The 18,491-nt window shown below is 70.4% G+C and carries 18 protein-coding genes and 4 tRNA genes; 13 read left to right on the top strand and 9 right to left on the bottom strand.

All coding sequences use genetic code 11. The features are described from left to right. The first annotated feature begins 8 nt into the window (after positions 1 to 8). Positions 9 to 83 (top strand) — tRNA-Asp (locus tag ACFU5F_RS26305). A gap of 268 nt (positions 84 to 351) precedes the next feature. Continuing rightward, the gene (locus tag ACFU5F_RS26300; RefSeq protein ID WP_383891926.1) at positions 352 to 543 is read left to right on the top strand and encodes a DUF6274 family protein; all 192 of its coding nucleotides are present in this window, start codon (positions 352 to 354) and stop codon (positions 541 to 543) included. A gap of 512 nt (positions 544 to 1,055) precedes the next feature. Here the strand turns inward: ACFU5F_RS26300 and bldC are convergent. Together bldC and ACFU5F_RS26290 are read right to left on the bottom strand one after the other, a co-directional pair. After that, positions 1,056 to 1,262 (bottom strand): developmental transcriptional regulator BldC, encoded by a 207-nt coding sequence (bldC, locus tag ACFU5F_RS26295; protein WP_003949541.1) that lies wholly within the window; start codon positions 1,260 to 1,262, stop codon positions 1,056 to 1,058. Positions 1,263 to 1,916: 654 nt separating this feature from the next. Beyond that, positions 1,917 to 2,759 carry a hypothetical protein gene (locus tag ACFU5F_RS26290; protein WP_383891924.1) on the bottom strand — a complete coding sequence of 281 codons (843 nt, stop codon included), beginning with the start codon at positions 2,757 to 2,759 and terminating at the stop codon, positions 1,917 to 1,919. 223 nt (positions 2,760 to 2,982) lie between these two features. On the opposite strand from ACFU5F_RS26290, the gene ACFU5F_RS26285 reads away from it, so the two are divergent. Then, positions 2,983 to 4,077: a Leu/Phe/Val dehydrogenase gene (locus ACFU5F_RS26285; RefSeq protein ID WP_383891921.1), complete on the top strand. Its 1,095-nt coding sequence runs from the start codon at positions 2,983 to 2,985 to the stop codon at positions 4,075 to 4,077. Positions 4,078 to 4,390: 313 nt separating this feature from the next. After that, positions 4,391 to 4,645 carry a DUF3073 domain-containing protein gene (locus ACFU5F_RS26280; RefSeq protein WP_037726253.1) on the top strand — a complete coding sequence of 85 codons (255 nt, stop codon included), beginning with the start codon at positions 4,391 to 4,393 and terminating at the stop codon, positions 4,643 to 4,645. A gap of 206 nt (positions 4,646 to 4,851) precedes the next feature. Here ACFU5F_RS26280 and purM read toward each other — a convergent pair whose 3' ends face one another. From purM to ACFU5F_RS26260, 4 genes are all read right to left on the bottom strand, one after another. Next, a complete protein-coding gene (gene purM / locus ACFU5F_RS26275; RefSeq protein WP_383891917.1) occupies positions 4,852 to 5,922 on the bottom strand; it encodes a phosphoribosylformylglycinamidine cyclo-ligase in 1,071 nt (356 codons plus the stop codon). 42 nt (positions 5,923 to 5,964) lie between these two features. After that, positions 5,965 to 7,491: an amidophosphoribosyltransferase gene (purF, locus tag ACFU5F_RS26270; protein WP_383891914.1), complete on the bottom strand. Its 1,527-nt coding sequence runs from the start codon at positions 7,489 to 7,491 to the stop codon at positions 5,965 to 5,967. A gap of 84 nt (positions 7,492 to 7,575) precedes the next feature. Then, positions 7,576 to 8,433, bottom strand: coding sequence for an META domain-containing protein (locus tag ACFU5F_RS26265; protein WP_383891911.1), 858 nt, complete (start codon positions 8,431 to 8,433; stop codon positions 7,576 to 7,578). An 18-nt stretch (positions 8,434 to 8,451) separates the two neighbouring features. After that, entirely contained in the window at positions 8,452 to 9,249 is a 798-nt protein-coding gene (locus ACFU5F_RS26260) for a sterol carrier family protein (RefSeq protein ID WP_383891908.1), read from the bottom strand. Between the two features lie 134 nt (positions 9,250 to 9,383). On the opposite strand from ACFU5F_RS26260, the gene ACFU5F_RS26255 reads away from it, so the two are divergent. Beyond that, entirely contained in the window at positions 9,384 to 9,968 is a 585-nt protein-coding gene (locus ACFU5F_RS26255; protein ID WP_383891906.1) for a Uma2 family endonuclease, read from the top strand. Positions 9,969 to 10,040: 72 nt separating this feature from the next. Here ACFU5F_RS26255 and purL read toward each other — a convergent pair whose 3' ends face one another. From purL to purS, 3 genes are read right to left on the bottom strand one after another with little or no spacing between them, the layout of a single operon-like run. Then, positions 10,041 to 12,299 (bottom strand): phosphoribosylformylglycinamidine synthase subunit PurL, encoded by a 2,259-nt coding sequence (gene purL, locus ACFU5F_RS26250; RefSeq protein WP_383891904.1) that lies wholly within the window; start codon positions 12,297 to 12,299, stop codon positions 10,041 to 10,043. Continuing rightward, on the bottom strand, positions 12,296 to 12,976 hold the full coding sequence (gene purQ, locus ACFU5F_RS26245) for a phosphoribosylformylglycinamidine synthase subunit PurQ (RefSeq protein ID WP_086803083.1): 681 nt from the start codon (positions 12,974 to 12,976) through the stop codon (positions 12,296 to 12,298). The genes purL and purQ overlap by 4 nt, the downstream gene beginning before the upstream one ends. Further along, positions 12,973 to 13,236 carry a phosphoribosylformylglycinamidine synthase subunit PurS gene (gene purS, locus ACFU5F_RS26240; protein WP_005482678.1) on the bottom strand — a complete coding sequence of 88 codons (264 nt, stop codon included), beginning with the start codon at positions 13,234 to 13,236 and terminating at the stop codon, positions 12,973 to 12,975. The genes purQ and purS overlap by 4 nt, the downstream gene beginning before the upstream one ends. Positions 13,237 to 13,578: 342 nt before the next feature. Here purS and ACFU5F_RS26235 point away from each other — a divergent pair, with 342 nt between their 5' ends. From ACFU5F_RS26235 to ACFU5F_RS26200, 8 genes are all read left to right on the top strand, one after another. After that, positions 13,579 to 13,896 (top strand): Lsr2 family protein, encoded by a 318-nt coding sequence (locus ACFU5F_RS26235; RefSeq protein ID WP_013002422.1) that lies wholly within the window; start codon positions 13,579 to 13,581, stop codon positions 13,894 to 13,896. A gap of 162 nt (positions 13,897 to 14,058) precedes the next feature. After that, positions 14,059 to 14,130 (top strand) — tRNA-Gly (locus ACFU5F_RS26230). Positions 14,131 to 14,210: 80 nt separating this feature from the next. Further along, positions 14,211 to 14,283, top strand: a tRNA-Gly gene (locus ACFU5F_RS26225). A 185-nt stretch (positions 14,284 to 14,468) separates the two neighbouring features. After that, entirely contained in the window at positions 14,469 to 15,506 is a 1,038-nt protein-coding gene (locus ACFU5F_RS26220) for an ABC transporter ATP-binding protein (RefSeq protein WP_383891899.1), read from the top strand. Between the two features lie 113 nt (positions 15,507 to 15,619). After that, on the top strand, positions 15,620 to 16,363 hold the full coding sequence (locus ACFU5F_RS26215) for an ABC transporter permease (protein WP_383892015.1): 744 nt from the start codon (positions 15,620 to 15,622) through the stop codon (positions 16,361 to 16,363). Positions 16,364 to 16,376: 13 nt separating this feature from the next. Beyond that, a complete protein-coding gene (locus tag ACFU5F_RS26210; RefSeq protein ID WP_383891896.1) occupies positions 16,377 to 17,705 on the top strand; it encodes a sensor histidine kinase in 1,329 nt (442 codons plus the stop codon). Beyond that, positions 17,702 to 18,346: a response regulator gene (locus tag ACFU5F_RS26205; protein ID WP_383891893.1), complete on the top strand. Its 645-nt coding sequence runs from the start codon at positions 17,702 to 17,704 to the stop codon at positions 18,344 to 18,346. The genes ACFU5F_RS26210 and ACFU5F_RS26205 overlap by 4 nt, the downstream gene beginning before the upstream one ends. Positions 18,347 to 18,369: 23 nt before the next feature. Next, positions 18,370 to 18,442: transfer RNA gene (locus ACFU5F_RS26200), tRNA-Gly, on the top strand. Positions 18,443 to 18,491 lie beyond the last annotated feature (49 nt).

Raw genomic sequence — 18,491 nt, 5'->3', positions numbered from 1 at the left:
CGAAACCTGGTCCTGTGGAGCAGTTTGGAGTGCTCGCCACCCTGTCAAGGTGGAGGCCGCGGGTTCAAATCCCGTCAGGACCGCACGAAGAAGAAGGCCCGCATCCGAACGGATGCGGGCCTTCTCGCTGTTGGGCTCCGGTCCGGCCCGGCGCCCGAAGGGCGGGTGGGCGCCGGCCTCTTCACGCCTCCGCCGGGGCGGTCGGGTGCGCGCGGGGCGCCCGTGCCGGATCGTGCGGTCCCCCGCGCCGCCGGGAGGGGCCTGCCGCCCGCCACCGGCCCGGGCGGGGTTGACGGCGTCACATTCCGCCGGTACCTCAGACTCAGGGCCCCGAGACCCCGGAGGTGGCGTATGACGGCGTCCGCTCGGCACGAGACCCGCGCCTTGCTCCGCGCTCACCTGTCGGCCGCCTCGTCGTACCGCCACCTCACCCGCCACTGCCCGATCTGCCACCGTCTGCTGCGGCTGGCCACGGAGCACGGGGCGGGCGGCGAGGACGGCGCGGAGGGCACCGCGGAGGACGGGGCGCCCTCCAAGGCGTGAGACGCGCACCGGAGGGAACGTACTCGGCTGGGGCGGGCGACGGGCAACTCCCGCCCCCTCTACCGCAGATGCCGACCGGACAACAAGCGCTCCGTCATGTGACGGGTGTCACTGCATGAGTTTCCGAAACGCGGGTTCTTACCGGTCTCCTACAACTGGTCAATTTAATATGTGCAATTGCACCAGTCTCCCGGGGCCTGCACAGGAGATCCGACAGGCCTCCCCAGAGTCCGACAAGTCCGCGCACAACCTGTCGCTTCCGGACCGGAACAGCCGGCCGGGCGCACAAAAAAGATCGCGCTGGACCCGGCGGAGTCCAGCGCGATCTACGACGCACCCGTGGTGCTTGCCTGACGAGGCCCGGGGGACCTGGGGCCTCCCGGAAGTTCTGTGTGGCTGGGGCGTGGGGTCTGTTGGGGCAGAACCCGCGTCGTTCAAAGCAGCTTGAGCGGTGGTGCTTCCAGGCTTCCGGCCGATGGGGGATCAGCCGAAATGCCCTGTTCGGCGAGGTTTCAGGCCTCGCTGCGCTGCTGCGGAATGCCCGCGAGCAGTGCGCGGACCTCAGCCTCGCGGTAACGGCGGTGTCCGCCGAGCGTGCGGATGGACGTGAGCTTGCCGGCCTTCGCCCACCGCGTGACCGTCTTGGGGTCGACACGGAACATGGTGGCGACCTCAGCCGGGGTCAGCAGCGGCTCGGCATCAGGGGTGCGAGCGGTCATGAGCGGCCTCCTCGGGAGAACCGAACCTTCTCGGTTCTTTCCTCTAAATTCTGCACCTTGACCCGCGTTGCCCGAAATGGCGGACGCGAGTCGAGTCGGTTATAGGACGAACGGCTTGTCCTCGGCACTACAACTACACCATCCGTCCAGCCGCGTCGGCCAAACCGATGGAATTGCCCTCCCAGGTGTTCATCAGCGACGGATGCCGATGGACCATGCCATAGCGGACAGTCACGCCACTGTGACGATCAGTCACAGTGGCGTGCAGGAGTCTCAAGACCCCCCAATAGCGTGCAATGCTGAGATTCCACCCATACGCGGGCAGAAGGAGCCTCCCCCGGGCTCCTTGTCCTATTTTGACACGAGGAGGTGCGTAAGAGGCAAGGCCCGCGTAAGTGCAATCCGTCACGCTTGGCGGCTTCTTGACGCAAAAGCCCGGATCGGGACCTACGTCCCCCCTGTGGCACCTCGCAGATAACTGCGCGGTGTCAAGCTTGGGTCAAGGATGGACAGTTCACCATGGTTCGGCCTTCATGGAAAGCCTTTGCTCCTCAGCCTCACACGTCACAAGTACGGCTGCGGGGTTGAGTCGGTTCAACCGGATCGGTCCGGTTCTGCTCGCCGAGTGCTCGAATCTGATCGCCGAGGGCGGTCTCAGTTCGCCGAGCGCCTGTCCCGCACCGCCCGCCAGCGCTCGACCAGCCGCCCGTACGCCTCCCCGGCGGCCGGCCCGTCCCCGTCGCGGAGGGCCTCGATGCCCTCGGCGACATCGGCCGCCGAGTGGTCGCCGTCCAGCTCGGCCGCGGGCAGGACGTGCACCAGGCCGCCGTAGTCCAGCTCGACGAGCGAGCGCGGGTGGAACTCCTCCAGCCAGCGGCCCACGTCGACCAGACCGTCGACGAGCGGCCCCTCGTCGACGGTGTCCCGCAGGGTCCGCAGGCCCCGTGCCACCCGCCGCCGGGCCTGCACCATGGGCGTGCGATAGCGAAGCACCGGCGAATTCTCGCCGGAACCCTTCTCGTAGGTGCGCTCCTCGTCCGAGACGAGCACGAACCAGTTCAGCGGCACCTGCCACGTCGCCGTGCGGATCCACGGGCGGGCGTCGGGGTTGCCGGCCATCCACCGCTCGTAGTCCTGGCTCGCCTGGCGCCGCACCAGCGGCGGCAGCACCGCGTCCAGAACCGGGGCGGGCAGTTCCTCGGCCAGGTCGCCGAGCGCCTGCCAGCCGCGCAGCCGCGTCCGCCAGGGACAGACACAGACCACCCCGTCGGCCTCCAGCACGAAGGCGTCCCCGCTCTCGTGCACCGGCACGGGGACGGGCGGGGTCGGCAGCAGGTCCGCCAGCGAGCGGCGCAGCTCGTCCTGGTACGAGGGCCGGTCGGTGCGCCGGGCGTAGCGGGTCCAGTGACCGCGCTCCGGCTCGGGGAAGGCCGCCAGCGGCTCGTACACGCGAAGGTAGGACGCATACGGGACGATCACCGAGGACACCTTGGGCACGCCTGCTCCCTCCCCCGGCTGCCACCGGGGAAACCTGCCGAACCCGCACACCGGCGGGCCGGAAAACTGTGCGGATCGCACCACGTCCGTACTCCACGCGTGGGGTGATCCTGAGGCTGCGCCGCTGTACGGCGGACGCAGGCTCTACTCTCATGCCCACAGACCCCGCCATCCGTACGGGAGCCTGTGACCCACCGCCGCTTCTTACCCAGGAGTCACCACAGTGACCGAAGTATCTGACGGCGTCCTGCACACCCTGTTCCAGTCGGACCAGGGCGGTCACGAGCAAGTCGTGCTCTGCCAGGACCGGGCCAGCGGCCTCAAGGCCGTCATCGCCATCCACTCCACCGCGCTCGGCCCCGCTCTCGGCGGCACGCGCTTCTACCCGTACGCGACCGAGGCGGAGGCCGTCGCCGACGCGCTGAACCTCGCGCGCGGGATGTCCTACAAGAACGCCATGGCCGGGCTCGACCACGGCGGCGGCAAGGCCGTGATCATCGGCGACCCCGACCGGATCAAGAGCGAGGAGCTGCTGCTCGCCTACGGGCGGTCCGTGGCCTCGCTGGGCGGCCGGTACGTCACCGCGTGCGATGTCGGCACCTACGTCGCCGACATGGACGTCGTGGCCCGCGAGTGCCGCTGGACGACGGGCCGCTCCCCCGAGAACGGCGGCGCCGGCGACTCGTCCGTACTGACCGCCTTCGGTGTCTACCAGGGCATGCGGGCCTCCGCCCAGCACGTCTGGGGCGATCCGTCGCTGCGCGGACGCCGGGTCGGCGTCGCGGGCGTCGGCAAGGTCGGCCACCACCTCGTGGCGCATCTGCTGGCCGAGGGCGCCGAGATCGTGATCACGGACGTGCGCGAGGACGCCGTGCGGCGGATCCTCGACCGGCACCCCGACGGGGTCACGGCGGTCGCCGGCACCGACGCCCTCATCCGGACCGAAGGGCTCGACATCTACGCCCCCTGTGCGCTCGGCGGGGCCCTCGACGACGACTCCGTGCCCGTCCTCACCGCCAAGGTGGTGTGCGGCGCGGCCAACAACCAGCTCGCGCACCCCGGTGTCGAGAAGGACCTCGCCGACCGCGGGATCCTCTACGCGCCGGACTACGTGGTGAACGCGGGCGGGGTCATCCAGGTCGCCGACGAGCTTCACGGGTTCGACTTCGAGCGGTGCCGGGCGAAGGCCGCGAAGATCTTCGACACCACGCTGTCGATCTTCGCACGTGCGAAGACGGACGGGATTCCGCCGGCCGCGGCGGCCGACCGGATCGCCGAACAGCGGATGCACGAGGCGGCCTTGCGCCGCGGCCGCTGAGTCCGGACGGCCGGCACCGCACGGCCTCGGCGCGGCGCCGGCCGGTACCCGTCGGCGGCTTTAGAGAGAACTCTCACTTCCGTCGGCGGGTCGCTCGCCCAGAAACGGTTAAAATCACCTTTGACCAGCGGGGAAAGGGCTCCCCGCAGGTCCTGGGCACGGGCACGTCCTGCGGGCGACGTACCGTATGGGCGTGGGCTCAGGTACCGTGGAAGCCCTACGGACCGGTCTCTCCATGGAGAGTCCGTTCCAGATCATGAACGCGTGTCAAGACTCTGGGGCCACCGAGCCCCGTATCCGAGGGGGTCGAGCCATGGGGCGCGGCCGGGCAAAGGCCAAGCAGACGAAGGTCGCCCGCCAGCTGAAGTACAGCAGCGGCGGGACTGATCTGTCGCGTCTGGCCAATGAGCTGGGCGCTTCGACTTCGAGCCAGCCGCCGAATGGCGAGCCGTTCGAGGATGACGAAGACGACGACGACCCGTACTCCCAGTACGCGGATCTCTACAACGACGACGATGAGGACGAGGACGACGAGTCCGGTCCGGCGTCGCATCGCCGCGGGGCTTGACGCCGTAACGCCGCGCTTACCCGGTCCGGGTGGGTTTCCACCGCCGGACCGGGTTTTGTGCGGTCCCGCTCCGCTGGGGGCTGGGGCGCGCTTCATAGCTCGGGGGTGACTGTGTTCTGGCGACCACGGGTTGTTCGTGGTTGCTCGCGCAGTTCCCCGCGCCCCTGACGGCTGGCCGTCGGCCGCCATCAGGGGCTTGGTGCTGTTCAGCCGCGCGCGTAGTCGCCCACCAGTTCCGCGCCTGTCGTGTGGTCGGCACGGTCGGTGATCTCGCCTGCCACCCAGGCGTCGACACCCCGGTCCGCCAGGGTCGTCAGGGCCACGTCCGCGGACTCCTGGGGGACGATGGCGATCATGCCCACGCCCATGTTCAGGGTCTTCTCCAGCTCCAGGCGCTCGACCTGACCGGTCCTGCCGACGAGGTCGAAGATCGGGGCCGGGGTCCAGGTGGAGCGGTCGACCGTGGCGTGCAGGGCGTCGGGGATCACCCGGGCCAGGTTGGCCGCCAGACCGCCGCCGGTGACATGGCTGAAGGCGTGGACCTCGGTGGTGCGGGTGAGGGCCAGACAGTCCAGCGAGTAGATCTTGGTGGGCTCCAGGAGCTCCGCGCCGAGGGTGCGGCCCAGCTCCGCGATCTCGGCGTCCAGGGACAGGCCCGCCCGGTTCAGCAGGACATGCCGGACGAGCGAGTACCCGTTCGAGTGAAGGCCGGAGGCCGCCATGGCGATCACCGCATCACCCGTACGGATACGATCCGGGCCGAGCAGGTGCTCCGCCTCGACCACGCCCGTGCCGGCGCCGGCCACGTCGAAGTCGTCCGGGCCGAGCAGACCGGGGTGCTCGGCGGTCTCGCCGCCGACGAGGGCGCAGCCGGCGAGGACACAGCCCTCGGCGATGCCCTTGACGATGGCGGCGACCCGCTCCGGGTGGACCTTGCCGACGCAGATGTAGTCGGTCATGAACAGCGGTTCCGCGCCGCAGACCACGATGTCGTCCATCACCATCGCGACCAGGTCGTGGCCGATGGTGTCGTACACACCGAGCTGCCGGGCGATGTCGACCTTCGTGCCGACGCCGTCCGTGGCGGACGCGAGCAGCGGGCGCTCGTAGCGCTTGAGGGCGGAGGCGTCGAAGAGACCGGCGAAGCCGCCGAGGCCGCCGAGGACCTCGGGGCGCTGCGTCTTCTTCACCCACTCCTTCATCAGCTCGACGGCGCGGTCGCCCGCCTCGATGTCGACGCCCGCGGCTGCGTAGCTGGCACCAGTTGTCTCAGACATGACGGTGAGAACTTTCGTGTCGTACTGCAGGTGGGACGCCGCTTACGGGCGACGGATCGCGTCGGCCGCGGCCGTGGCCGCCGGACCGGCGGCCAGCTCGGTCTCCAGGAGCCGCTTGCCGAGCAGCTCGGGGTCCGGCAGCTCCATCGGGTACTCGCCGTCGAAGCAGGCACGGCAGAGGTTCGGCTTGGCGATGGTGGTCGCCTCGATCATGCCGTCGAGGGAGATGTACGCCAGGGAGTCGGCGCCGAGCGAGGTGCCGATCTCGTCGATCGTCATGCCGTTGGCGATGAGTTCGGCGCGGGTCGCGAAGTCGATGCCGAAGAAGCAGGGCCACTTCACGGGCGGCGAGGAGATCCGGATGTGGACCTCGGCCGCGCCCGCCTCACGGAGCATCCGGACCAGCGCGCGCTGGGTGTTGCCGCGGACGATCGAGTCGTCCACGACCACCAGGCGCTTGCCCTTGATGACTTCCTTCAGCGGGTTCAGCTTCAGACGGATGCCGAGCTGGCGGATCGTCTGCGAGGGCTGGATGAACGTACGTCCGACGTACGCGTTCTTCACCAGACCCGCACCGAACGGGATGCCCGAGGCCTCCGCGTACCCGATGGCGGCCGGGGTTCCGGACTCCGGGGTCGCTATGACCAGGTCGGCCTCGACGGGTGCTTCCTTGGCGAGCTTGCGGCCCATCTCCACGCGGGAGAGGTACACGTTCCGGCCGGCGATGTCGGTGTCCGGGCGAGCCAGGTAGACGTACTCGAAGACACAGCCCTTGGGCTTCGCTTCCGCGAATCGGGAGCTGCGCAGACCGTTCTCGTCGATGGCGATGAACTCGCCCGGCTCGATCTCGCGGACGAAGCTCGCGCCGCAGATGTCGAGGGCGGCACCCTCGGAGGCGACGACCCAGCCGCGCTCCAGCCGGCCGAGGACCAGCGGGCGGATGCCCTGCGGGTCACGGGCGGCGTAGAGGGTGTGCTCGTTCATGAAGACCAGGGAGAAGGCACCGCGGACCTGCGGGAGGACCTTCGGAGCGGCCTCCTCGACGGTCAGCGCCTTGCCGTCCTCGTCGACCTGGGCCGCGAGGAGCGCGGTGAGCAGGTCGGTGTCGTTGGTGGCCGCGACGCGGGGCGTACGGCCCTCCTGCTTGGGCAGGTCGGCGACCATCTCGGCGAGCTGGGCGGTGTTGACCAGGTTGCCGTTGTGGCCGAGCGCGATGGAGCCGTGCGCGGTGGCACGGAACGTCGGCTGGGCGTTCTCCCACACGGAGGCACCGGTGGTCGAGTAGCGGGCGTGACCGACCGCGATGTGACCCTGGAGGGAACCGAGCGAGGTCTCGTCGAAGACCTGGGAAACGAGGCCCATGTCCTTGAAGACGAGGATCTGGGAGCCGTTGCTGACCGCGATACCCGCGGATTCCTGGCCCCGATGCTGGAGGGCGTAGAGCCCGAAGTAAGTGAGCTTCGCGACCTCTTCACCCGGCGCCCAGACACCGAAGACGCCACACGCGTCCTGGGGGCCTTTCTCGCCGGGGAGAAGGTCGTGGTTGAGTCGTCCGTCACCACGTGGCACGCCACCGAGTGTAGGCGAGATCGTGCACCGGTCCGAATCCGGCGATCCCGCCCACCCTGGTCCCCGACTGCGGCCCTTCGCACGTCACTTGTCGGCGACGGCACCGATACCTGTGTCGTTTTCCCTGGTCAGCGTGATACTGCGGTGATCGATCCGATATTCCACCGTGCCCTTGAAGATCTCCAGGAAGCTCCTCTCGGCGGCCATGAGTGAGTCGGAGCACATCTTCCGGGTGGTCCGCGGACTGCCGAGGGTGATCCGGTCCTCGCTCACCGTGGCCTTCGCGGAGATGTCGTTGCAGCCGACGCTTCCGCTGAGGGTCCCGGCCTCCTTGTCGAGGGTGAACCACGCCTTGCCCCGGGCCGCCTCGGGGAGGGAGGTGGCGACGTCGTGGTCCATGAGGGAGTCGACCCGCCACGTCGTGCCGTACAGCGCGGCGGGCTTCTCCTTCGTCAGCTTCACGGTGTCGCCGTCACCTGTGGTGAGGGTGAGTCCGCCGTCGGTGGTCTCGGGCGTGAACGTCCCGGCGTCGAGGGTGCGGGCGAAGGTCTTCTCGAACTTCATGGGCGCGTCACCGCAGGCCATCTCGGTGGACCGGGCGGTCTCGAAGTCGATGCCGTCCTTCTCGAAGGCGGCGGTCGAGCCGAAGGTGTTGCAGCCGTAGTTGCCCTCGACGTCACCGTTGTCGGCGATCTCCAGGTAAGCGGCGGCGGGGGCCTGCTCGGTCTTCCCGCCCACGGTGAGGCTGTCCACCTTCCAGCGGACGCCGGTGACCGAGGACTTCTTGGTGCTCGCGTCGACGGCGCCGCTGCCGGGGTCGCCGGCCGACTCGGAGCCACAGGCCGCGAGCAGCGGCAGCGGAAGCACGGCCAGGGCGGTGAGGGTCAGTCGCAGTCGCTTGTCCATGGCGGTGGGACGGGTGGGATGCGTGGGTGGTTCCACCGGGTTCCGTGGCCCGGATCAGCGCATGAGGGGCAGGAGCGCGCTCAGGTCGGCCCGTTCGCCGCTCGCACTGACCTCGGCGTCGTCCAGGGCGCCGGCCCAGTCCAGGCGGCCGGTGGCCAGCCGGATCCACGTCAGCGGGTCGGTCTCGACGACGTTCGGCGGGGTGCCCCGGGTGTGCCTCGGCCCCTCCAGGCACTGCACCACGGCGTACGGCGGGATCCGTACCTCCGTCGAGCCGCCGGGCGCCCGCGCGGCCAGGGTGTCGGCGAGCAGCCGGACGCAGGTGGCGAGGGCGGTCCGGTCGTGCGGGACGGCGAGGCCGGGGACGGCCGCGTTCAGGTCGTCGGTGTGGACGATCAGCTCGATCGTGCGGGTGACCAGGTAGTCGTCCAGCAGCATGCCGCCGGCCCGGGTGTCGATGATCCGGCCCTGCGGGGCGGCGGCGAGGGCCTCGGTGATCCGCCGCTCGACGCCCGCGTAGAGGGCGACGAGGTCGGGGGTGGCCGCGGCCAGGCCGCGGCTGCCCTCGTCGATCGCCTCGGCGTGGGCGGCGGTCGCGGAGGCGTAGTCGAGGGGGTTCAGCTCGGCCTTCGGCGGCTCGGGCCGCTCCAGGGCCCGGCTGACGCTCTCGACGGCCATGGTGAGGTGCGCGGCCAGGTCCCGGACCGTCCACGCGCCGAGCCGGGTCGGCGCCGCGAGCTGCTCGTCGGTGAGGGTGCCCACCGCCTCCCGTACGTTCCCGAACTGGGCCAGCACGGCCTTGCGGGTCTTGGCGGGGTCGTAGGTGCGGGGGCGTTTCCTGGCGGGGGGCATGGGCTGAGCGTAGGGCCCTTCTGGGCGAGGGCGGGGCCCTGGGAGGGGGTCACCCGCCAGCGTGATCGACGGCGAACTGCACCCGGCGACGGCGAAACCCCGGTGCCACTGGCCCTCACCTGGAAGGGGGCGCCATGGAGGCCGGAGCCGAGCGCACGTCCCAGATGTCGGTGGAGGAGTTCGAAGCGATCGCCTCCGCCGCTCCCGAGACCGTCACGCTGGAGTTCATCGACGGACGGCTCGGCGTCAAGAGGGCCGCGGACGGGAGCCGGGGCACCATCGTGGCCCGGCTGGCCCGGCACCTTCTGCGGACCAGGCCCGACCTGGACCTGTACCAGGGCCAGGGGCTCCGGGTCGACGCGTCCCGGGAGGGCCGGGCGAGACCGGACGCGGTGCTCGTGCCCGAGGCGCACTTCGCGGGGCACGGCGAGTGGGCCGACCCCGACGGGGTACTCATGGTCGTCGAGGTCACCTCCTACGACGCGGACACCGACCGGTGGGACCGGCAGGAGAAGCCGGCCGTCTACGGGCAGTCCGGGATCCCGCTGTACCTGCTGATCGACCGGGGCTCCCGCACGGTTGTCGTGCACAGCGGCCCCGACCCGCTGGTCGGCGGCTATCGCGACGTGCGCACCGCGGCGTTCGGCGAGAGAGTTCCTCTCCCCGATCCGGCCGGTACCGCACTCGACACGGAGATCCTCAGGGCCTACGTCCGTTGACCCGCCGGAACGCGAGGAAGCCCCGCCCGGAAGCGTCGATGACCGACCGGGCGGGGCTCCGTCGTACGGGGACTACGCCAGCAGCGCCGGGATCGTGGCCTCGTGGGCCGTGCGCAGCTCTTCCAGGGAGAGCGTGAACTCGCCCTGGATCTCCACCGAGTCGCCGTCGACGACACCGATGCGGGTGGCCGGGAGTCCCCGGGCGCCGCACATGTCGTTGAAGCGGAGTTCCTCGGAGCGGGGGACGGCCACGACGGCCCGCCCGGCCGACTCCGAGAGGAGGAAGGTGAACGCGTCCAGACCGTCGGGGACGATCAGGCGCGCGCCCTTGCCGCCGAGCAGCGCCGACTCCACGACCGCCTGGATCAGGCCGCCGTCGGAGAGGTCGTGCGCGGAGTCGATCATGCCGTCGCGGGAGGCGGAGATCAGGATCTCGGCCAGCAGGCGCTCGCGCTCCAGGTCGACCTGCGGGGGCAGTCCGCCGAGGTGGTCGTGGACGACCTGGGACCAGGCCGAGCCGCCGAACTCCTCACGGGTGTCGCCGAGCAGGTAGAGCAGCTGGCCCTCCTCCTGGAAGGCGACCGGGGTGCGCCGGGCCACGTCGTCGATGACGCCCAGGACCGCGACGACCGGGGTGGGGTGGATGGCCACCTCGCCCGTCTGGTTGTACAGGGAGACGTTGCCGCCGGTCACCGGGGTGCCCAGCTGCTGGCAGGCGTCCGCCAGACCGCGTACGGCCTCCGCGAACTGCCACATGACCGCCGGGTCCTCGGGAGAGCCGAAGTTCAGGCAGTCGGAGACGGCCAGCGGCTTGGCGCCGGTGGTGGCGACGTTGCGGTACGCCTCCGCCAGGGCCAGCTGGGCGCCGTGGTACGGGTCCAGCTTGGCGTAGCGGCCGTTGCCGTCGGTCGCGATGGCGACACCGAGGCCGCTCTCCTCGTCGACGCGGATCATGCCGGAGTCCTCGGGCTGGGCGAGCACCGTGTTGCCCTGCACGAAGTGGTCGTACTGCGAGGTGATCCAGGACTTCGACGCCTGGTTCGGGGACGCCACCAGCTTCAGGACCTGGTCCTTCAGCTCCTCGCTCGTCGCCGGGCGCGGCAGCTTGTTCGCGTCGTCCGCCTGGAGGGCGTCCTGCCACTCCGGGCGGGCGTAGGGGCGCTCGTAGACCGGGCCGTCGTGCGCGACCGTGCGCGGGTCGACGTCGACGATCTTGCCGCCGTGCCAGAAGATCTCCAGACGGTCGCCGTCCGTGACCTCGCCGATCACCGTGGCGATGACGTCCCACTTGTCGCAGATCTCCAGGAACCGGTCGACCTTCTCCGGCTCCACGACCGCGCACATGCGTTCCTGCGACTCGCTCATGAGGATTTCCTCGGGCGAGAGGGTCGAGTCGCGCAGCGGGACGTCGTCGAGGGTGACGCGCATGCCGCCGGAGCCGTTCGAGGCCAGCTCGGACGTGGCGCAGGAGAGCCCGGCCGCGCCGAGGTCCTGGATGCCGACGACCAGCTTCTCCTTGAAGGCCTCCAGGGTGCACTCGATGAGGAGCTTCTCCTGGAAGGGGTCGCCGACCTGGACGGCGGGGCGCTTGGAGGGCTTGGCGTCGTCGAAGGTCTCGGAGGCCAGGATCGAGGCGCCGCCGATGCCGTCGCCGCCGGTGCGGGCCCCGTAGAGGATGACCTTGTTGCCGGCGCCGGACGCCTTCGCGAGGTGGATGTCCTCGTGCCGCATGACGCCGATGGCACCGGCGTTGACCAGCGGGTTGCCCTGGTAGCAGGCGTCGAAGACGACCTCGCCGCCGATGTTCGGCAGGCCCAGGCAGTTGCCGTAGCCGCCGATGCCGGCGACGACACCCGGCAGGACGCGCTTGGTGTCGGGGTGGTCGGCCGCGCCGAAGCGCAGCGGGTCGACGACCGCGACCGGGCGGGCGCCCATCGCGATGATGTCGCGGACGATGCCGCCGACGCCCGTGGCCGCGCCCTGGTAGGGCTCGACGTAGGAGGGGTGGTTGTGCGACTCGACCTTGAAGGTGACCGCGTAGCCCTGGCCGACGTCGACGACGCCGGCGTTCTCGCCGATGCCGACGAGGAGGGCGTCGGACTGCGGGGCCTTCTCACCGAACTGGCGCAGGTGGACCTTGGAGGACTTGTACGAGCAGTGCTCGGACCACATGACGGAGTACATGGCGAGCTCGGCGCCGGTGGGCCGGCGGCCGAGGATCTCCACGACCCGCTCGTACTCGTCCTTCTTCAGGCCCAGTTCGGCCCAGGGCAGCTCGACGTCGGGGGTCGCGGCCGCGTGCTCGACCGTGTCCAGAGGCGTCCGGCTCATGCGTTGACCAGCTTCTTGAGGATCGAGGTGAAGAAGGGGAGGCCGTCGGTGCGGCCGGTGCCGATCAGCGGCTCCACGGCGTGCTCCGGGTGCGGCATGAGGCCCACGACGTTGCCGGCCTCGTTGGTGACGCCGGCGATGTCCCGCTGGGAACCGTTGGGGTTGAAGTCGAGGTACCGGAAGGCGACACGGCCCTCGGCCTCCAGCTTGTCGAGCGTGTACGCGTCGGCGACGTACTGCCCGTCGTTGTTCTTCAGCGGGATGTGGATCTCCTGGCCGGCCGTGTAGTCGGTGGTCCAGGAGGTCTCGGCGTTCTCCACCCGCAGCTTCTGGTCGCGGCAGATGAAGTGCAGGTGGTCGTTGCGCAGCATCGTGCCGGGCAGGAGGTGGGCCTCGGTGAGGATCTGGAAGCCGTTGCAGATGCCGAGGACCGGCAGTCCGGCCTTCGCCTGCTCGATGAGCGTCTCCATCACCGGCGAGAAGCGCGCGATGGCTCCGGCGCGCAGATAGTCGCCGTAGGAAAAACCGCCGCACAGCACCACGGCGTCGACCTGGTGGAGGTCCTTGTCCTTGTGCCAGAGGGCGACGGGCTCGGCACCGGCGAGCCTGATCGCACGCTGGGTGTCCCGGTCGTCGAGGCTGCCGGGGAATGTGACGACGCCAATACGAGCGGTCACTTTCCGGCCTCCGCGACTTCCTCGACCTTGACGGTGAAGTCCTCGATCACGGTGTTGGCGAGGAAGGATTCCGCCAGTTCGTGGATGCGGGCGAGCGCGGCGTCGTCCACCGGTCCGTCAACTTCCAGTTCGAATCGCTTTCCCTGACGTACGTCGGAGACGCCCTCGAAACCGAGACGCGGCAGCGCGCGCTGCACCGCCTGGCCCTGGGGGTCGAGGATCTCCGGCTTGAGCATGACGTCGACTACGACGCGTGCCACTGGCACTCCCGGTGTGTGGTGCTGAGCAGGTTCCTTCAGACTACCTGTACAAAATTTCTACGCGGGTAGATTCGTAGGAATCTACAGGGATTCCGGGTGACGGCGGTCACGATCCGGTATCAGGTGATCACCCTCATGAAAACTTCTGGGAAAGATCCGGGATCCCTATTGCGCGCGGGACACGCGGGCGGATTAAGTCTGTCTTCACATTGCAATGCCGGGCACTGTACAAATGAATTGGCAATAGCCGATACTTTGCCCAAATAACAGCCGGACAACCGACATCTTGCTGACGTCAGAGCACGTCAACGACTGAGATGTCGCACGAAGGGACCGATATTCGTGGCGCAGCGTGTCGTGGTCACTCTCTCCGACGACATCGACGGCTCGGAAGCGGCGGAGACGATCGCCTTCGGACTCGACGGCAAGTCGTACGAGATCGACCTGAACGAAGCCAATGCCAGGAAACTGCGTAAGGCGCTCGCGCCCTACGTGGACGCCGGCCGCAAGCGGTCGAGGTCGGGCAAGGCCTACAAGCAGACGCAGGTCGCCCCGGACCCCGCGGCCGTCCGCGCCTGGGCCCAGGCCAACAAGCTGGAGGTCCCCGCGCGCGGCCGGATCCCCAAGCGGGTCTACGAGGCGTTCGCCGAGGCGCAGTAGGCACCGCTCCGGACACGGTCGCCCTCAGAGTCCGTCAGCGGGCCCCGGGGGCGGCCGACTTGGCCCCCGGGGACAACCGACTTGCGTTGCCCCCCGGCGGATCAGCTAGAGTCTGGAGCACGCCGAGGGGCAAGGCCGAAAGGCCCGGCTCACCGGAGTCACGCGGGTGTAGTTCAGTAGTAGAACATCCCCCTTCCAGGGGGAAGGCGCAGTGTGCAATTCCTGTCACCCGCTCTGGATCACTTGACCGACCACTCCGGTGGATCAGGTAAAGTAGTCCTCGCGCCGATCGGTGGGAGCCGGTCGGAGGCAATGCGGACGTAGCTCAGTTGGTAGAGCGCAACCTTGCCAAGGTTGAGGTCGCCAGTTCGAACCTGGTCGTCCGCTCGTGAAAGAAGGCCCCGGTCCACTGGACCGGGGCCTTCTTCGTGTCCGTCTTCCCCTCGCCCGCGTATCCCGCTGCCCGTGTATCCCGCTCCCCGTGTATCCCGCTGCCCGCGTCTGACATTTGTCATGCCGAGTGATGACACCGCGCACTGCTCCACGGCCCGTGTCACCGGGACGCTGAGGACATGAAGACGAACGGGCACGACGACGTGAACACTCACGATCACGAGAACGTGATCGAGGTCACCGACCTGCGCCGCGTGTACGGGGGCGGTTTCGAGGCCGTACGGGGAATCACCTTCTCCGTCGGCCGGGGAGAACTCTTCGCGCTCCTGGGCACCAACGGCGCGGGCAAGACATCGACGGTCGAGGTGCTGGAGGGGCTCGCACCGCCGTCCGGCGGCCGGGTACGGGTCCTCGGGCACGACCCCTACGGGGAGCGCGCGGCCGTGCGCCCCCGGATCGGCGTGATGCTCCAGGAAGGCGGCTTCCCCTCCGAGCTGACCGTCGCGGAGACGGTGCGGATGTGGGCCGGCTGCACCAGCGGGGCCCGGCCCGTCGGGGAGGCCCTGGAGATCGTCGGGCTCGGGCGGCGGGCCGGCGTACGGGTCAAGCAGTTGTCCGGGGGCGAGAAGCGGCGCCTGGACCTGGCGCTCGCGCTCCTCGGGCGCCCCGAGGTCCTCTTCCTGGACGAGCCGACGACCGGCCTCGACGCGGAGGGCCGCCAGGACACCTGGGAACTGGTGCGGGAGCTGCGGGACGGGGGGACGACCGTACTGCTCACCACGCACTACCTGGAGGAGGCCGAGGACCTGGCCGACCGGCTCGCCATCCTCCACGAGGGGACCGTCGCCGTGACCGGGACCCCGGCCGAGGTGACCGCCTCCCAGCCGTCCCGCATCTCCTTCGAACTGCCCGCCGGGTACTTCCTCGGCGACCTGCCGCCGCTCGGCGAACTGGGCGTCACCGGGCACGAGGAGCACGACCGCGTGGTCGTGCTGCGCACGAACGAACTCCAGCGGGCGGCCACCGGACTGCTGCTGTGGGCCGAGCGGTCGCGCATCGAGCTGCGGCGGCTGGAGGTGCGGTCGGCCTCGCTGGAGGAGGCGTTCCTGCGGATCGCACGGGAGACGGCGGAGGCGGCGCGGGCGGGCGCCGGGGCACGTACGGACATGGGATCGCCCGCGGGCGAGGAAGCGCACCAGGGCGGGGTGGCGGTATGAGGACGACCACGGGTACGGGCAGCGGTACGGGTACGGGTACGGGGGCGACGGGTACCGCTGCGGGTGCGGCGCCGGTCGTCGCGGCCGCCGGGACGACGACCCTCAGGGGCCGGATGACGGCGCTCGCCCGCGCCGAGCTGACGCTGCTGGGGCGGAGCCGGGCCACACTGTTCACGGCGCTGTTCGTGCCGCTGCTGCTGCCGCTCAGCGTGCGGTCGGCGACGGACCAGATGGACCTCGGTGAGGCGGGACTGGACGTCGGGACGGTCATGCTCACCGCCGCCATCGGCTTCTCGCTCCTCTTCGCGGTCTACACCGCCCTGACCAACATCTTCGTCGTCCGCCGCGAGGAACTCGTCCTCAAGCGGCTGCGGACCGGTGAACTGCGCGACCCGGAGATCCTGATCGGGGCCGCGCTGCCCGCCGCCGGCATCGCGCTCGCGCAGTGCGTGCTCGTCGCGATCGGATGCACGGTCCTGCTGGACATGGAGGCGCCGTCCGCGCCACACCTGGCCGTGCTGGGGCTGCTGCTGGGTGTCGTGCTGTGCGTGGCGCTGGCGGCGGTCACCGCGAGCTTCAGCCGGACCGCCGAGAGCGCGCAGGTCACCAGCCTGCCGCTGATGTTCGTGTCGCTGCTCGGTTCCGGCATCACCGTGCCGCTCGAAGTGCTGCCGGACCGCCTGGCCTCCTTCCTCGAACTGCTGCCGCTCACCCCGGTCATCACCCTGGTGCGCGGCGGCTGGACCGGCGACCTGTCCGCGTACGACGCCCTGGGCGCCGTCGCCACGGCGCTGGCCTGGACCGTGATCGCGGTGTTTGCTGTACGGCGGTGGTTCCGCTGGGAACCGCGCCGATGAGGGGAGTTGAGCCATGCGGGGGCCGGGGACCTGGTGGCGGATGAAGAGCACACCGGCGAAGGTGGAGGCGTACACGCGGTGGTCGTTCCACATGTTCGCGGTGATCGAGCTCCTCGCGGCCGGACTGCCCGCCTTCGCCGAGGTGGGGCCGGGGCGGCCGGCCAGTTGGCTGATGCTGCTCGTGGTGGTCCTGCACGCCGCGACCTGTGCGGTGACCGCGTCCCGGGCACTCGACTGGACGCGCGGCCGGCGGGCCCAGCCCGTACGGCTGCTGTGGACACTCACCGCCGTCACCGCGGTGATCGCCGTCCTCACCTTCGTGATCGCCGACCACGGCTTGAAGGGGGAGGTCGCCGACAACGCCGGCATCTTCAGCGTCGTGGTGATCTTCGGCGTCGGTAACGTGACGCTCGGCGTCCGTGACCGGAAGCGGGTCCTGGGAATCGTCGGCGGCTTCGCGGCGGGCTCCGCCCTGCTGGCCCTCCTGCTGGGCACACCGGGGCCCGGCGCGCTGGTCACGGCGATGGTCGTGCTGATCAGCGGCGGAGCGCTCGCCTTCACGGCCGTCTTCTCCGTCTGGCTCCTCGACGCCGTCTACGAACTCGCCGACGCCCGCGAGACCCGCGCCCGGCTCGCCGTCGCCGAGGAGCGCCTCCGCTTCGGACGTGACCTGCACGACGTGATCGGCCGCAACCTCGCGGTCATGGCCCTCAAGAGCGAGCTGGCCGTCCAGCTGGCCCGCAGGGAGCGGCCCGAGGCCGTCGAGCAGATGATCGAGGTCCAGCGGATCGCGCAGGACTCGCAGCGCGAGGTGCGGGAGGTCGTCCGCGGGTACCGGGAGGCCGACCTCGGGGTCGAACTGGCCGGTGCCCAGGGCGTGTTGGCGGCGGCCGGCATCGACTGCTCGGTCGACGGCGCCGAGGCCGCCGGGCTGCCCGGCGAGGTGCAGTCCGCGCTCGCCTGGGTGGTGCGGGAAGGGACGACCAACGTGCTGCGGCACGGGAACGCCGTGCGGTGCGCGGTGACACTGAAGGTGACCGAGGGGCAGGTGGTGCTGACCGTGGAGAACGACGGGATGCGGACGGCGGGTGCGCAGGAGGACGCCGGCCGTTCCGTCGGCGCCGGGTCCGGGCTCGCCGGGCTGCGGGAGCGCCTGGCGGTCGTGGACGGGACGCTGGAGGCGGGCCCGGTGGGCGGGGAGGCATTCCGGGTGGTGGCGCGGGTACCGCTGGGCCCGGCCGGTCCGGAGGCCGCCTCGGGCCCGGAGGCGGCGTCGGCCCCGGTGTCCGACCCGGTCGCACGGGGCTCGGCCGTCGCGGCCGTTCCCGGGGGCGCGTCATGACCGGCGCAGCCGGCGCACCGGCGAGGGCGGGGCGGCCCGTGCGGCTGCTGCTGGCCGACGACGAGCACCTGATCCGGGGTGCCCTGGCCGCGCTGCTGTCGCTGGAGGACGACCTGGCCGTGGTCGCGGAGGCGGCGAGCGGGCCGGAGGCGCTGGCCATGGCCCGGGCGCACGAGCCGGACGTCGCCGTGCTCGACCTGCAGATGCCGGGGGCGGACGGTGTGAGGGTCGCCACATCGCTGCGGGCCGAACTGCCGGACTGCCGGGTGCTGATCGTCACCGGGCACGGCCGGCCGGGGCATCTGAAGCGGGCGCTCGCGGCGGGTGTGCGCGGGTTCGTCCCCAAGACCGTCAGCGCGCAGCGGCTCGCGGAGATCATCCGGACCGTGCACGCGGGGAACCGCTACGTGGACCCGGAGTTGGCGGCCGACGCGATCTCCTCCGGCGACTCCCCGCTGACGGCGCGGGAGGCCGAGGTGCTCGAACTCGCGGCCGACGGTGCACCCGTCGCGGAGATCGCCGAGCGGGCCGCGCTGTCCCAGGGGACCGTGCGGAACTATCTGTCGTCGGCCGTGTCCAAGCTCGGGGTGGAGAACCGGCACGCGGCGGTGCGTCTCGCACGGGAGCGAGGTTGGGTATAGTAGGCCTCGCGCCACGGCGCAGCGCGGACGTAGCTCAGTTGGTAGAGCGCAACCTTGCCAAGGTTGAGGTCGCCAGTTCGAACCTGGTCGTCCGCTCGTGAGATAGATCGAAGAAGGCCCCGGTCCAGTGGACCGGGGCCTTCTT

The organism is Streptomyces sp. NPDC057438 (genome assembly GCF_042802995.1).
GTDB lineage: Bacteria > Actinomycetota > Actinomycetes > Streptomycetales > Streptomycetaceae > Streptomyces.
The sequence above is the reverse complement of the archived record's forward strand: the minus strand, read 5'-3'. Positions and strand labels throughout refer to the sequence as shown.

Coding starts and splice junctions, on each gene's coding strand:
- ACFU5F_RS26210 (WP_383891896.1), top strand. CDS start 16,377: ATGCGGGGGCCGGGGACCTGGTGGCGGATGAAGAGCACACCGGCGAAG.
- purL (WP_383891904.1), bottom strand. CDS start 12,299: ATGAGCCGGACGCCTCTGGACACGGTCGAGCACGCGGCCGCGACCCCC.
- ACFU5F_RS26255 (WP_383891906.1), top strand. CDS start 9,384: ATGGAGGCCGGAGCCGAGCGCACGTCCCAGATGTCGGTGGAGGAGTTC.
- ACFU5F_RS26220 (WP_383891899.1), top strand. CDS start 14,469: ATGAAGACGAACGGGCACGACGACGTGAACACTCACGATCACGAGAAC.
- ACFU5F_RS26260 (WP_383891908.1), bottom strand. CDS start 9,249: ATGCCCCCCGCCAGGAAACGCCCCCGCACCTACGACCCCGCCAAGACC.
- ACFU5F_RS26215 (WP_383892015.1), top strand. CDS start 15,620: ATGACGGCGCTCGCCCGCGCCGAGCTGACGCTGCTGGGGCGGAGCCGG.
- bldC (WP_003949541.1), bottom strand. CDS start 1,262: ATGACCGCTCGCACCCCTGATGCCGAGCCGCTGCTGACCCCGGCTGAG.
- ACFU5F_RS26300 (WP_383891926.1), top strand. CDS start 352: ATGACGGCGTCCGCTCGGCACGAGACCCGCGCCTTGCTCCGCGCTCAC.
- ACFU5F_RS26205 (WP_383891893.1), top strand. CDS start 17,702: ATGACCGGCGCAGCCGGCGCACCGGCGAGGGCGGGGCGGCCCGTGCGG.
- purM (WP_383891917.1), bottom strand. CDS start 5,922: ATGTCTGAGACAACTGGTGCCAGCTACGCAGCCGCGGGCGTCGACATC.
- ACFU5F_RS26280 (WP_037726253.1), top strand. CDS start 4,391: ATGGGGCGCGGCCGGGCAAAGGCCAAGCAGACGAAGGTCGCCCGCCAG.